The organism is Actinomyces sp. ZJ308 (assembly GCF_011752065.1).
Classification (GTDB): domain Bacteria; phylum Actinomycetota; class Actinomycetes; order Actinomycetales; family Actinomycetaceae; genus Actinomyces.
Map to the genome: position 1 here is coordinate 1 of NZ_JAAIJY010000005.1, position 14,132 is coordinate 14,132.

The 14,132-nt window shown below is 67.2% G+C and carries 7 protein-coding genes and 4 tRNA genes; 8 read left to right on the forward strand and 3 right to left on the reverse strand.

What is annotated here, in order from left to right; genetic code table 11:
- Positions 1–138: 138 nt before the first annotated feature.
- Positions 139–2,985 (forward strand): excinuclease ABC subunit UvrA, encoded by a 2,847-nt coding sequence (uvrA, locus tag HCR68_RS03760; RefSeq protein ID WP_167146362.1) that lies wholly within the window; start codon positions 139–141, stop codon positions 2,983–2,985.
- Positions 2,986–3,030: 45 nt separating this feature from the next.
- On the opposite strand, the gene HCR68_RS03765 is transcribed toward uvrA, so the two are convergent.
- Positions 3,031–5,763, reverse strand: coding sequence for a DUF2339 domain-containing protein (locus tag HCR68_RS03765; RefSeq protein WP_167146367.1), 2,733 nt, complete (start codon positions 5,761–5,763; stop codon positions 3,031–3,033).
- A 213-nt stretch (positions 5,764–5,976) separates the two neighbouring features.
- On the opposite strand from HCR68_RS03765, the gene HCR68_RS03770 reads away from it, so the two are divergent.
- A complete protein-coding gene (locus HCR68_RS03770) occupies positions 5,977–7,353 on the forward strand; it encodes a UTP--glucose-1-phosphate uridylyltransferase (protein ID WP_167146370.1) in 1,377 nt (458 codons plus the stop codon).
- A 175-nt stretch (positions 7,354–7,528) separates the two neighbouring features.
- Here the strand turns inward: HCR68_RS03770 and HCR68_RS03775 are convergent.
- A tRNA-Val gene (locus HCR68_RS03775) sits at positions 7,529–7,601 on the reverse strand.
- 151 nt (positions 7,602–7,752) lie between these two features.
- On the opposite strand from HCR68_RS03775, the gene HCR68_RS03780 reads away from it, so the two are divergent.
- The 3 genes from HCR68_RS03780 (at position 7,753) to HCR68_RS03790 (ending at position 8,008) form a co-directional block, all read left to right on the forward strand.
- Positions 7,753–7,825 (forward strand) — tRNA-Gly (locus HCR68_RS03780).
- Between the two features lie 36 nt (positions 7,826–7,861).
- A tRNA-Cys gene (locus HCR68_RS03785) sits at positions 7,862–7,932 on the forward strand.
- A gap of 1 nt (position 7,933) precedes the next feature.
- A tRNA-Val gene (locus HCR68_RS03790) sits at positions 7,934–8,008 on the forward strand.
- A gap of 49 nt (positions 8,009–8,057) precedes the next feature.
- Here HCR68_RS03790 and HCR68_RS03795 read toward each other — a convergent pair.
- Positions 8,058–8,921: an HAD family hydrolase gene (locus HCR68_RS03795; protein ID WP_167146373.1), complete on the reverse strand. Its 864-nt coding sequence runs from the start codon at positions 8,919–8,921 to the stop codon at positions 8,058–8,060.
- 106 nt (positions 8,922–9,027) lie between these two features.
- Here HCR68_RS03795 and uvrC point away from each other — a divergent pair, with 106 nt between their 5' ends.
- The 3 genes from uvrC to HCR68_RS03810 all read left to right on the forward strand — a co-directional run bounded on the left by uvrC (position 9,028) and on the right by HCR68_RS03810 (position 14,117).
- Positions 9,028–11,163 carry an excinuclease ABC subunit UvrC gene (gene uvrC, locus HCR68_RS03800; protein ID WP_167146376.1) on the forward strand — a complete coding sequence of 712 codons (2,136 nt, stop codon included), beginning with the start codon at positions 9,028–9,030 and terminating at the stop codon, positions 11,161–11,163.
- A gap of 53 nt (positions 11,164–11,216) precedes the next feature.
- Positions 11,217–12,074 carry a PRD domain-containing protein gene (locus HCR68_RS03805; protein WP_167146379.1) on the forward strand — a complete coding sequence of 286 codons (858 nt, stop codon included), beginning with the start codon at positions 11,217–11,219 and terminating at the stop codon, positions 12,072–12,074.
- A gap of 183 nt (positions 12,075–12,257) precedes the next feature.
- A complete protein-coding gene (locus tag HCR68_RS03810; protein WP_167146382.1) occupies positions 12,258–14,117 on the forward strand; it encodes a beta-glucoside-specific PTS transporter subunit IIABC in 1,860 nt (619 codons plus the stop codon).
- Positions 14,118–14,132: the final 15 nt, after the last annotated feature.

Here is a 14,132-nt window from a genome sequence, read left to right on the forward strand (position 1 = left end):
CACGCATCACCCAACGAATCCTGGCCCTGACAGCCGCCATCTGGCACAACAGCCTCACCAGCGCGCCTGTCCTACGCTCCCTGACCCCCTACGACCACTAACCCACCCCTTGGACTTACTCATCTAGACTCGAATCCCGTGAACGACTCTCTCACCATCCGTGGGGCCCGCGAGCACAATCTCAAGGGCGTCGACCTGGACCTGCCTCGCGACACGATGATCGTCTTCACCGGCCTGTCCGGCTCGGGCAAGTCCTCCCTCGCCTTCGACACGATCTTCGCCGAGGGACAGCGCCGATACGTGGAGTCCCTGTCCTCCTACGCCCGCCAGTTCCTGGGCCAGATGGACAAGCCCGACGTCGAGCTCATCGAGGGCCTGAGCCCAGCGGTGTCCATCGACCAGAAGTCCACCTCGCGCAACCCCCGCTCCACGGTGGGCACCGTGACGGAGGTCTACGACTACCTGCGTCTGCTGTACTCGAGGGCCGGGGTACAGCACTGCCCCGTCTGCGACGCGGTCATCTCCTCCCAGACTCCCCAGCAGATCGTCGACCAGGTCCGCTCCCTTCCCGAGGGCACCCGCTTCCAGGTGCTCGCTCCGGTGGTGCGGGGCCGCAAGGGCGAGTACTCCGAGCTGTTCGGCGAGCTGCGCGGACGCGGCTTCAACCGGGTACGTGTCGACGGCGTCTCCGAGCGCCTCGACAACCCCCCGACCCTCAACAAGCGCCTCAAGCACGACATCGAGGTCATCGTCGATCGTCTCGTCGTCCGTGACGGAATCCGCCAGCGTCTGACCGACTCGGTCGAGACGGCGCTCGCTCTTGCCGAGGGGCTGGTCATCATCGAGCAGGTCGACCTGCCCGAGGACGACCCCGACAGGGAGCGTCGCTACTCCGAGAAGCGCGCCTGTCCCAACGAGCACCCCCTGGCGCTGGACGAGATGGAGCCGCGTACCTTCTCCTTCAACGCACCCTATGGCGCCTGCCCGGCCTGCACGGGCATCGGGACCCGGCTCGAGGTGGACCCCGAGCTCGTCGTCCCCGATGAGGAGCTCACCCTGGCCGAGGGCGCCGTCGCCCCCTGGTCGAGTCACCAGAAGTACTTCACCCGCCAGCTCGAGGCCCTGGGCAGGGAGCTGTCCTTCGACGTCGACACGCCCTGGCGGGCGCTGCCGGCGCGTGCTCGGGAGGCGATCCTTCGCGGCAAGGACTACGAGGTCAAGGTCACCTACCGCAACCGCTGGGGGCGCGAGCGCATCTACTCCACCGGCTTCGAGGGTGTGCTCGACTACGTCATGCGCAAGCACGACGAGACCGAGTCCGACTGGTCCCGTGAGCGCTACCAGGCCTACATGCGCGAGATCCCCTGTCCCGTGTGCGACGGCGCCCGGCTCAAGCCCGAGGTGCTGGCCGTGCGCGTGGGAGACCTGTCCATCGCCCAGCTGTGCGAGCTGCCCATCAGCGAGGCCCGGGACTTCCTGGCTGAGCTCAACCTCACCGGCCAGGCCGCCCAGATCGCCGGCAGCGTCCTGACCGAGATCAACGCGCGCCTCGGCTTCCTGGTGGACGTGGGGCTGGACTACCTCAGCCTGGCCCGCGGTGCGGCCACGCTCTCCGGAGGCGAGGCCCAGCGGATCCGTCTGGCCACCCAGATCGGCTCCGGCCTGGTGGGCGTCCTCTATGTTCTGGACGAGCCCAGCATCGGGCTCCACCAGCGCGACAACACCCGTCTCATCGAGACCCTTCAGCGACTCCGGGACCTGGGTAACACGCTCATCGTCGTCGAGCATGATGAGGACACCATCCGCTCGGCCGACTGGATCGTCGACATCGGCCCCGGCGCCGGCGAGCTGGGCGGGGAGGTCGTCTACTCCGGTGACGTCGCGGGCCTGGCCGGGGTCGAGGGCTCCGTCACCGGCGACTACCTGGCCAGGCGGCGTCGGATCGAGATCCCCGCCAAGCGGCGCAAACGTGACAGGAACCGCGAGGTCACCGTCGTCGGCGGCCGCGAGAACAACCTCAAGGACGTCACCGTGTCCTTTCCGCTCGGCGTGCTCACCGCCGTGACGGGAGTGTCCGGCTCGGGTAAGTCCTCCCTGGTCAACTCCATCCTCTACCAGGTGCTCGCCAACCGGCTCAACCGTGCCCGCGGTGTTCCCGGAAGGCACAAGACGGTCCGCGGAGTGGAGCACCTCGACAAGGTCGTCCACGTCGACCAGTCGCCGATCGGACGCACCCCCCGATCCAATCCCGCCACCTACACCGGGGTGTGGGACCACATTCGCAAGATCTTCGCCGCTGTGCCCGAGTCGAAGGTGCGTGGCTACGGACCCGGGCGCTTCTCCTTCAACGTCAAGGGCGGGCGCTGCGAGTCCTGCAAGGGAGACGGCACGCTCAAGATCGAGATGAACTTCCTGCCCGACGTCTACGTGCCCTGCGAGGTCTGCCACGGCGCCCGCTACAACCGGGAGACCCTGGAGATCCGTTACAAGGACAAGACTGTCGCCGACGTCCTGGACATGACCATTCACCAGGCCGCAGAGTTCTTCTCCTCCTCCACAGTCATCTCCCGCCACCTCAACACCCTGGTTGAGGTGGGACTGGGATACGTGCGCCTGGGACAGTCCGCGACCACGCTCTCCGGCGGTGAGGCCCAGCGCGTCAAGCTCGCCACCGAGCTCCAGCGCCGCTCCACCGGGCGCACCATCTACGTCCTCGACGAGCCGACCACCGGGCTGCACTTCGAGGACATCCGCAAGCTGCTCGGGGTGCTCCAGGGCCTGGTGGACAAGGGCAACTCCGTGGTCGTCATCGAGCACAACCTCGACGTCATCGCCAACGCCGACTGGGTCATCGACATGGGTCCCGAGGGCGGCAAGGGCGGAGGAACCGTCGTCGTCACCGGCACGCCGGAGAAGGTCGCGGCCACGGAATCCTCCTACACAGGCCAGTTCCTGGCTCCGATGCTTCGGGACACCCACGGCTGAGCCGCGGGTGGCGCTGAGCTGACGAGGCCAGCGGGTGGTTCGGTGTCAGGGCCGGCTGCGGCCTTCCGCTCTCTTCGCCCGCTCGCGGTGCTGCTCCTGCGCGTAGCGGTTGTAGAGCAGCGAGAGGATGAAGCAGATGATGCCCGCGGCAGCCAGCGAGATGACCCGAATCATCGAGTTCTGCGAGGCCGCGTCCACGGCGGCGAGCTTGAGGACGGACAGGAGTACCAGGGTCAGTCCGTAGTGGCGCAGGATCGTCAGGTGCGCCTTGAACCCGAAGACGATGCAGGCCCCGCCGGTCAGCAGCACCAGCACCGACATGAGCACCGAGCCCGGACCGATGCTGGTTGCCACCATGACCGAGAGCCACATGAGCAGAGAGTTCCCGACAGCCAGGCTCAGGCACACCTCTGTGCGCCGCCCCCAGGGGAGCAGGATCCACGTGGCACCGGCCCCCAGTCCCAGGGCGACGGCCACCAACGCTAGGGTCCAGGCCGTCGAGGTCAGGTCCTCCGCCCACGACAGCGTCACGGTGGCACTGATGGCGATGATCCCCGAGACGATCCAGGACGGGGCCGGTGCCCCGGCCAGTGAGCTGTGCGGGTCGGGCAGGGCCTCGCCGTGGGGACCCACCCTGTAGCGGGCTCCTCGGCTCTGGCCGCTGAGCACCCGAAGGGGGGTGGCACCGCTCGAGAAGGCCCCCAGGGCGATGAAGGCGATCAGGACCAGGCCTGGAACCATGTGCAGGCCCGCCCGGGCGTTCGGGGAGTCATTCACAAGGCCCCTTGCGAGGAACGGAGTGAGAACCGCGAGGTTGAAGACGATAGCCGCCAGTGCCAGTCGCAGGGCCACAAGCCGCGGCTGAACCTGTGACGGCGCAGGTGCAGGTGCAGGCATGCTGCGCGCGGCCCGATCGCCGAGGCCCTCTGTCACAGCCACCAGGAGTACGGAGACCGCAACGGCGGTGATGAGCGACAGGATCTCGGCACGGGAGTAAGCGATGTCGGGGAGTGTGAGGATCGGAGCGGTACCGAGGAGGGCCAGGATCGGAGCCGGTTCCACCCGGCCGCCCACGACAGCAGGCAGGAAGCAGAGCATCGCGGTCACGACCACGAAGAGATAGACGCGGGGGTCGTTGACGATCGCCATTCCCACCAGTGCGAAGGGGAAGAAGGACGCCTCGTGGCCGATCGCCATGGCGCTGCGCCACGGGTCGGGGCTGTGGGGTATGAGGGAAGCGAGCGCCGCTACGGCCAGCAGGAGGAGCTCGAGAATGAAGGTGGCGATGACAGCGGAGTGCGTCAGCTCGAGGCCCACCTGCTCCGTCAGCAGGTTCCTGTAGGCCACCAGGAGTGCCGCGGCGGCCAGGGCCCAGTCCCAGCCTGCCGCCCGGACACCGGTACTCCACAGACCTCTGCTTGCGTGCATCGTCTGGCAGACCAGCAGCAGGCACAGAGCCATCACGGTAGCGGTGCCACCGACTGGGGAGATGCGCAGCATCGGCCTGATCGGCGCGAAGACGAGCGCGACCACAGTCGCCGCCAATGATGTCACCGGATACCAGGCAGCCAGGCGCATCCGCTGCGTACCCCGCGAGAGGAACCCGCAGGTGAGTGCCAGGACCGCGACGTAGACGCCGATCATCAGCCAGGTGACGATCGCGGAGCTCGGCTGATGCGTCACATGGTTGACCGCGAAGCCGATGGTCACCAGGGCGCCGATGGTGGAGACGACCGCGGTGAACAGCACCCGTGTCAGATGGGATACGACCAGCAGCACGAGCCCCCAGCAGGCCATGAGGCCCAGAGCGGGCTCCGGGCTGAACATCCCGTCCAGAAGGACTGCTCCCACGATGGAGACGAAGCCGAGCCCGCCACCGGTTCCCGTGATAGTCGCCGCGGCGACCCGGTAACGGGGCCGGCTGGTCCCCAGGCGGGCGCCGGCTGCCGTCATCGCCACCGCGATCAGTGCCAGAGCCAGGATCTTGACCGGGTCGGGAATGGAGTCCCACACAAGGGCCAGAAGACTGACCCCTGCGGACAGGACGAGCACCGCAGCGGCGCCGGAGAGCAGATAGCGCCCGAGGTTGCCCTCCCGCACCGTCCGCTGTACCCAACTGGGGATCTCGCCGGCATCGGTGGCACCCATGATGCCACGACCAGCGGGCTCCTCCTGAAATGACTGCGGCCCGGGGACGGCAGTGGACGGGGCGGGTGCATGTCCCGTTGAACCGGGGCTCGTCCAGGACTCGGCGGAGTGCTCGGGAGCGATGCGGCTGGGCTCCTCATGACGTTGAGCCGTCGGCTGCTCGGATTCTGGGGTGCCGGGCGAGTCGGAGCTCTGTACCGGAGCGGTCCGCCCAGTCTCTTCATCCTTCATGGCCTCGTCCTCGACGATTCGTGCCAAGGACGGGGGCGTGGGCAGATCCTGATGAGGAACCTCGATGATGGTGCTCGTCGCAGGGCTGCCCGCCAGAGGCGATGTCACCGCCGTAGGTGAGTCCGCGCTGGGCCGAGGCACGGCGACGTCGTCACTGACATCAGTGACATCATGCGTGACATCAGTGACGACCATGCCGGTCTCAGCAGCCGCAGAGGAGGGGGCGCGATAGGTGCTTCTCTCCGTCATGGGCCGCCCACCTTCCGCCCGCGCCGGACCGCCGGCGGTGTAGGTCAGCCAGGTGACGCGTTGTGCAACCCAGTCGATCTTCTTCTCGATGAGGTCCAGTCTCTGCAGGAGCAGAGTGATATTCGGACCCGCATTGGGTGGGGTGGGCATGGCGGTTCTCCTCGTCACTCGGGGCCTGACAGGAAGCAGCTCGTCACTCAACCGGTTCAAACGAGAATAGGGGGCGAAGCCGAGGCGCGGTAGGGGAAATGCTCCCCTGTGGATAATCCGCTGAGACTGCGAGGGCGCTGGCAGCTCCTTCGCAAACGAACAGAGTCGAACAAACTGCCCCAAGAACGGCCAGCCTGAGTTAGGCTACGCGTCATGAGCGAGAACGGACTCACTGCTGCCCAGCACAAGATGCGCGACGCAGGCGTCGCCGAGCAGGCCATCACGGTCTTCACGCACTACTACCAGTCCCTGGAGGCCGGAGCCACGGGACTCATTCCCGAGGAGACTATTGAGCCGCTGACGCAGATCGATTCCCTCGCCGACGTCGAAGTCAGTGAGGAGGCGGCCAAGGAGGCGTTGAGCAGGACAGTCCTCATCCGTCTCAACGGGGGGCTGGGGACCTCCATGGGTCTGGATCGTGCCAAGTCCCTCCTCCCGGTGCGTGACGGCAAGACCTTCCTCGATCTGCTGGTCGACCAGGTCGCGGCGGCCCGCCGGCGCTATGGGGTGAGTCTGCCGCTGATCCTCATGAACTCCTTCCGCACCCGCGAGGACTCGCTGGAGGTGCTGGCCGGGCACCCCGACATCCAGGTCGACGGCCTGCCCCTGGACTTCCTGCAGAACCGGGAGCCCAAGCTTCGTGCCGACGATCTGAGCCCGGTGGAGTGGGAGGCCGACCCCGAGCTCGAGTGGTGCCCACCGGGGCACGGCGACATCTACACGGCGCTGCTCGCCTCCGGCCTGCTCGACGCACTCCTGGACAAGGGGTACCGGTACGCCATGACCGCCAACTCGGACAATCTCGGGGCGGCGCCGTCGGCCAGGATCGCCGGCTGGTTCGCGGCCTCGGGCGCCCCCTACGCCCCGGAGATGTGCCGTCGCACGCCGGCCGATGTCAAGGGTGGGCACCTGGCCGTGCGCAAGAGCGACGGGCGCATCATCCTGCGGGACACGGCGCAGACGCCCGATGACCAGATGCACTACTTCACCGATCAGTTCCGCCACCCCTTCTTCCACACCAACAACCTGTGGTTCGACCTCAAGGTGCTGCGCGACACCCTCAGCGAGAGGGAGGGGATCCTCGGGCTGCCGCTCATCAGGAACAGCAAGACCGTCGATCCCGCGGACTCCTCCTCGACACCGGTCATCCAGCTGGAGACCGCCATGGGGGCTGCGGTGGAGGCCTTCGAGGGCGCGACCGCCATCGAGGTTCCCCGTTCCCGGTTCCTGCCGGTCAAGACCACCAACGACCTGCTGCTCGTACGCTCGGACGTCTACGAGGTCGACGACGACGGCCTGCTGCAGATGGTCCCGGAGCGCGCCTGCACCGTGAGTCTCGACCCCCGCTTCTACAAGAAGATCCAGGACTTCGAGGCCCGGTTCCCGGACGGTGTTCCCTCGATCAAGGACGCGCAGTCGTTGACCGTGGAGGGAGACTGGGCCTTCGGCGGCGACGTCGTCGCCACCGGTGAGGCGCACGTGGGGCAGGAGGGCTCGCCCGGAAAGATCGCCGACGGCGCCCGGATCTGATTGCTCGCCGGAGACCGCCTCTGGGCGACTCCGATCGGGCGGGGCTCCGGTCTTCACGGCCGGAGCCCCGTTTCTGAGTGCCTGGCGCTTGTGGGCCAGTGAGAGTGAGCGAGAGTGAGAAAAGGAAACGTCCGTCATTCCTCGAGGAATGACGGACGCAGCACGTGTGGTCCGGTGGGCGATACTGGAATCGAACCAGTGACCTCCTCGGTGTGAACGAGGCGCTCTAACCCCTGAGCCAATCGCCCGGTGCGGCGCTAACCATAGCCAGGCTTGCGGCTCCGGAGCAAACGGCTGTTCGGTGAGGTGAATCACCGCTATGCTGTTTGCCTGTCGGCGCGATCGTGATGCTATGGTTTTCCAGCACCGAGCGGTTCGGCCGGACCGCGAGGAGAATATGCGGATGTGGCTCAGTTGGTAGAGCATCACCTTGCCAAGGTGAGGGTCGCGGGTTCGAGTCCCGTCATCCGCTCCGAGGAGCCGGGAGCGCCCAGCCCCAGCATCTCATGGTGGGTTGGCCGAGAGGTTAGGCACCGGCCTGCAAAGCCGTTGACACCGGTTCGAATCCGGTACCCACCTCGGGCGATTGGCGCAGCGGTAGCGCGCTTCCCTGACACGGAAGAGGTCACTGGTTCGAACCCAGTATCGCCCACCACGTACGAAGGCCTGAGCCGTTGAGCTCAGGCCTTCGTCGTCGCGGATGGTCACCCAGCCAGCCCGAGACGCTCAAAGGCCCTGGCCAGGCCGTCGGCCTCGACGTCGTCGGTGACCAAGTCGGCCGCCTCCTTGACCGCCGGCGACCCGTTGCCCATCGCCACCCCCGTACCGCAGTACTCCAGCATCTCGATGTCAACGGTCGCATCGCCGAAGGCCACCGCTTGCCGCCTGTCTGCGTCGCGGTGGGCCAGCAGCACGTCAATGGCGTGCCGTTTGGACACGCCCGCACAGCTCGCATCGCCGAAGAGCGGCTCATGACTGCTCCCGCCCCAGGACCCGATGACCAGGCCCGGGAGCTCTCGGTGCGCTGCGGCCAGATCAACGTCGGGTGAGGCCAGCAGAAAGCTGATCTTGTTGACATCATCGCGCACCAGCTCATCGGTGAAGACCATTCCTGGGAACACATCGTCGACCTCCATGCTGCTCGCACCTGCCGCGCCCTTTCCGGCGGCGTAGGCGCGGATCGCGGGCCGCGCCGTCTCTCGGAAGGTGCCAGGGGCGTACAGTCCCGAGTTCGCCTCGAGATAGAAGTCCAGGCCCCTCCTCCTCAGCCAGGAGACGATCTTCTCGCACTGCGCCCTTGAGAGGTGCTGATGAAGGAGAACCTCGCCGTCATCCTCCACGTAGGCGCCGTTACCTCCGATCATCCCGTCCAGCCCGATCCGCCAGATCGTCTCCGGCATCTCTGCGCGCGAGCGCCCTGTGCACACGTAGACGCGGTGACCGGAGTCTCTGGCCTCTCTGATGGCCCGGACCGCGGAGTCGGGCAGGACGTTGCTGTACGTGACGAGCGTGCCATCAACGTCGAGAAACACCGTGCGGGGAACGGATGCAGGGGCGGCGGTGCTCATCGGATCCTCCTTGGTGAACCCGTCACCGGGCGGCGGTGGAATCGTCCCAGCCCGCGCGGCCGGGGCGTGTCGTGCATGAGGTCGGATGGCGTCTACCCTAACGGGCATGGCCGACCCCTCGACGTACCGTCCCGCCCCCGGCGAGATCCCCACGTCACCGGGCGTCTACCGGTTCCTGGACGGGCAGGGGCGAGTCATCTACGTCGGAAAGGCCAAGAACCTGCGGGCCCGCCTGTCCAGCTACTTCCAGGACCTCGCCGCCCTGCACCCGCGCACCCAGAAGATGGTGACCACCGCCTGCGCCGTGGAGTGGACCGTCGTGTCCACCGAGGTGGAGTCCCTGGCCCTAGAGTACTCCTGGATCAAGGAGTTCAACCCCCGCTTCAACGTCATGTACAAGGACGACAAGTCCTACCCCTACCTGGCGGTGACCATGGGGGAGACCTACCCCCGGGTCCAGGTGGTCCGCGGGGCCCGCAAGCCCGGGACCCGGTACTTCGGTCCCTTCGTCCAGGCCTGGTCCATCCGCGAGACCGTCGACCAGCTGCTGCGCGTCTTCCCGGTGCGCTCCTGCTCAGCCGGTGTCTTCCGCCGCGCACAGGCCTCGGGGCGGCCCTGCCTGCTGGGCTACATCGACAAGTGCTCGGCGCCTTGCGTGGGCCGCATCAGCCCCCAGGACCACAGGGCGCTGGCCGAGGACTTCTGCGCCTTCATGGCCGGTCGCACTGGCCCCTACCTGCGCCAGGTCGAGTCCGAGATGAAGGCGGCCGCCGCCGCCCTCGACTTCGAGAGGGCCGCCCGCCTCCGGGACGACGCCGCCGCGCTGCGCAAGGTCATCGAGGGCAACGCCGTCGTCCTGCCCGACGCCACCGATGCCGACGTCTTCGCCCTGGTGCGCGACGAGCTCGAGGCCGCCGTCCAGGTCTTCCACGTGCGCGGCGGACGGGTGCGCGGGCAGCGCGGCTGGGTCGTCGACCTCGTCGATGAGGCCGGAAACGCCGAGCTCATCGAGCGTCTCCTCGAGCAGGTCTACGCCTCCCTCCTCGATCCCGCCGACGCCGGAGCCGTCCACCAGGGTGGAGCGCCCACCTCATCCGGAACCACCACCTCCGTCGGCGTGGGCGACCGCGCCCCCTCCAGCCCTCAGCCCCGCAGCGGACCGAAGGGCTCGAACGGCGCGTCGGCGGCCACCAGCGTCGACGACGTCGCCCACACGGCCACCACCGCGGTTCCCCGAGAGATCCTGGTCCCCGAGATGCCCAGCAACGCCGCGACCGTGCGCGCCTGGCTGGCCGGGCTGCGCGGCGCCAAGGTCGACCTACGCGTGCCGCAGCGCGGCGACAAGGCCGCCCTCATGGACACGGTGCGCAAGAACGCCGAGGAGGCCCTGCGCCTGCACAAGACCCGACGCGCCGGCGACCTCACCCAGCGCACCCTCGCCCTCGACGAGCTCGCCGAGGCCCTCGACCTGCCCGAGGCGCCCCTGCGCGTCGAGTGCTACGACATCTCCCACACCCAGGGCACCTACCAGGTCGGCTCCATGGTCGTCTTCGAGGACGGCGCACCGCGCAAGTCCGACTACCGCCGATTCACCGTGCGAGGGCAGGACGGCAGTGGTGCCACCGATGACACCGCCGCCATGCACGAGGTCCTTTCCCGTCGGTTCAAGCGGCTCATCGCCGAGCAGGGGCAGGGCGAGGCGGCCGCCCGGGCGGCGGAGGAGATCGAGGACGTCGAGGGCGTCGCCGTCGCGTCCGGACCCATCGACCCCGAGACCGGTAAGGCGAGGCGCTTCTCCTACGCCCCCGGACTCGTCGTCGTCGACGGCGGTCTGCCCCAGGTCAACGCCGCTCGCGCCGTCCTCGATGAGCTCGGCATCGACGTGCCGCTCATCGGGCTGGCCAAGCGCCTCGAGGAGGTGTGGGTACCGGGGGAGGAGTTCCCCGTCATCCTGCCGCGCACCTCCCCGGCCCTCTATCTGCTTCAGCACCTGCGCGACGAGTCCCACCGCTTCGCCATCACCCACCACCGCAGGAAGCGCTCAGCAGGCATGACCCGCTCCGTCCTGGACGGGGTCCCCGGCCTGGGGCCGGCCCGCCAGGCTGCCCTGCTGCGTGAGTTCGGCTCGGTCAAACGTATACGGCAGGCAGAGGTCGACGACATCACCCGCGTCAAGGGCATCGGCCCGGCCCTGGCCGGCAGCATCCTGGCCCACCTCAACGGCTCGCAGGAGGACTCTTAGGATCCTACCGGGATCCGGGACCGGGGCGTAGTCCCGCATGGCACAATCGGTTCGTGGAGATACTGCGAGTGCTCAACAACAACGTCGTGCTGGCACGCGACGAGATTGGGCGCGAGGCGATCCTCACCGGCAGGGGACTCGGATTCCAGCGCAAGCGTGGCCAGAGCGTCGACACCTCCCTCATCTCACGTCGCTACATCCCCGCCGACAACGCCCAGTCGGTGGCCGAGGTCATTGCCGGGATCCCGCTTGAGCGCCTGGCTCTCGCCGAGCGCGTCTTCCGTCAGGCGGCCCGGAAGCTGGGAACGGATGTCCCCTCCTCGAGCGTCATCGCCGTCGTCGACCACATCAACCAGGCCATGGAGCGGGTCCGTCAGGGACTGACCATGGACTATCCGCTGCGCGCAGAGGTCGCCCACCTGCACCCCGAGGAGCTGCGACTGGCCGAGGCCATGGTCGAGGAGATCAATGCCGCGCAGGAGATCCAGCTGCCCGGCGGTGAGGCCGTTGCCCTGGCCCTCCACCTCTTCACCGCCGCCATCGGTGCCCCCTCGGCGCAGGCCGCCAGCGAGCAGTCCAGGCTCATCGGCCAGGTCATGGGACTGCTGGAGAAGACCCTCGGGGAGGCCTTCGACCCCGACTCCGTCAACGCTGCCCGCTTCGCGGTTCACCTGCGCTACTTCCTGGTGCGAGCGCGCACCTCCGTCCAGATCGAGGACGGTACCGCCTCCCTGGTGACCCAGGCGCTTCGCGTTTCCCACCCCGACTCCTACCGTGTGGCTCTACGCATCCGGGACCTGCTGGAGATCCGACTGGGCACCACCGTGACAGCCGATGAGACCGCCTACCTCGCTCTGCACGTGGCCCGGCTGACCTCCGCCCTCCCACAGACCACTCAAGGTGACACGTAACACAGAACGAGATCTTGTCCGGCGATTCGATCATCCATAGTATTCGTAACGAATTCCGGTAAGGAATTCACAGGATTGTGACCCGTCCGGGGCAAGACCTGAGACACGACGGCGCTAACGCGCTGCCACTGTCTCGGGTCTTTTTTGTTTCCCGGAAGTGGTTACTGACTCAGGAGGACATCAATGGCGAAGGTCGACTACGCGGCGCTGGCGCCGCAGCTGCTGGACAATATCGGAGGCGAGGAGAACATCTCCTCCATGACCCACTGCGCAACCCGGATGCGATTCGTTCTCAAGGACGAGTCCAAGGCCTCCAACGATGAGGTCAGAAAGCTCGACGGCGTCGTCACCGTGGTGCAGGCCGGCGGCCAGTACCAGGTGGTCATCGGCAACGACGTCCCCCTGCTCTATGAGGAGCTGGAGAGGCTCGTGTCAGTCCAAGGGGCTGGCGATGCCCAGGACCGCGCCCCTCAGGGGAACCTGCTGGACCGAGCCATCGCGCTCATCTCGTCCCTCATCCAGCCGATTCTGTGGCCCCTGGCCGGAGCCGGCCTGGTCAAGGCTGTCCTCGCGCTGGCCACGACGCTCGGCTGGATGAAGGAGAGCTCCTCCACCCACGCCATTCTCAACGCGGCCGGGGACTCCATCTTCTACTTCCTGCCCATCGTGCTGGCCATCAGTGCGGGACGCCGTTTCAAGACCAATGAGATCACGTCGGTCGCCATCGCCGGCGCTCTGGTCTACCCCGATATCGTCGCGCTCGCCGGAACGGGTGACGTCACCTTCTTCGGGATTCCGGTGGTCATGGCTAACTACACCTCGTCCCTCCTGCCCATCATCGTGGCAGTGTGGATCCAGAGCCACCTCGAACGATGGCTCAAGAAGGTGCTTCCCGGTGCGATCCGTAACTTTACCGTGCCGATGATCGTCCTGGCCGTCATGGTGCCTCTCACCTTCCTCACCGTCGGACCGCTGATGACCTGGCTGTCGTCGTCGATCTCGGGCGGTGTCCAGTGGCTGTTCGTGGTGGCACCATGGCTCGGTGGAGCCGTCATGGGAGCCATGTGGCAGGTCTTCGTCATCTTCGGTGTCCACTGGGGCTTCGTGCCGATCATGCTCAACGACATCAACGACAAGAGCATCGGGTACTCGCTCCTTGCCGGCCCCCTCTTCGCCGCCGTCCTGGCTCAGGCAGCAGCCATGCTCGGCGTCATGATCCGTACCCGCAGCAAAAAGATGCGCGAGCTGTCGGGACCCGCCGCACTGTCAGGATTCCTTGCCGGCATCACCGAGCCCGGGATCTACGGCGTCAACCTGCCCCTCAAGCGTCCCTTTGTCTACGGGTGCATCGGCGGCGCGATCGGCGGGGCCATCATCGGAGTTGCAGAGGGGGCCACGACGATCTTCGTCTTCCCCTCCTTTGTCGGCTTCCCCGCATTGCTGAACCACGGCAACGTCCCCCTCGTCTTCATCGGCATCGCCGTGGCCGTCGTCATCTCCCTGACCCTCACTCTCACCCTCGGGTTCAAGGACCCGGTCGAGGAGGAGAAGAGCTTCCTTGACAGCTCTGACGAGACCGACGCCGAGCCCACCACCGCACTCACCTCACCGGTGAACGGAACCGCCAGGCCCTTGGAGAACGTCGCCGACCCGGTCTTCTCCTCCGGCGCGCTCGGCAACGGCGTGGGCATCGTCCCCTCCGATGGTCGCATTCTGGCGCCGGCGTCGGGCACTATCGTCACCGCCATGGACTCCGGCCACGCCTACGGCATTAAGACCGATGACGGCGTCGAGGTCCTCATCCACGTCGGCCTGGACACCGTCAACCTCAAGGGGGAGGGATTCACCCCGAAGGTGAGCGCCGGCGAGCGGGTCGCACGCGGTGAGTCCCTGGTAGACGTGGATCTCCAGATCGTCCGCGACGCCGGCTACGACCCCACCACGATCCTCGTCGTCACCAACACCGCCTCACTGGGCGCCGTCGTCCCGATCGTGGATGGCGAGGTCACTACCACCAGCACGGTGGTCGAGATCGACCACTGAACCGGTTCCCATCAC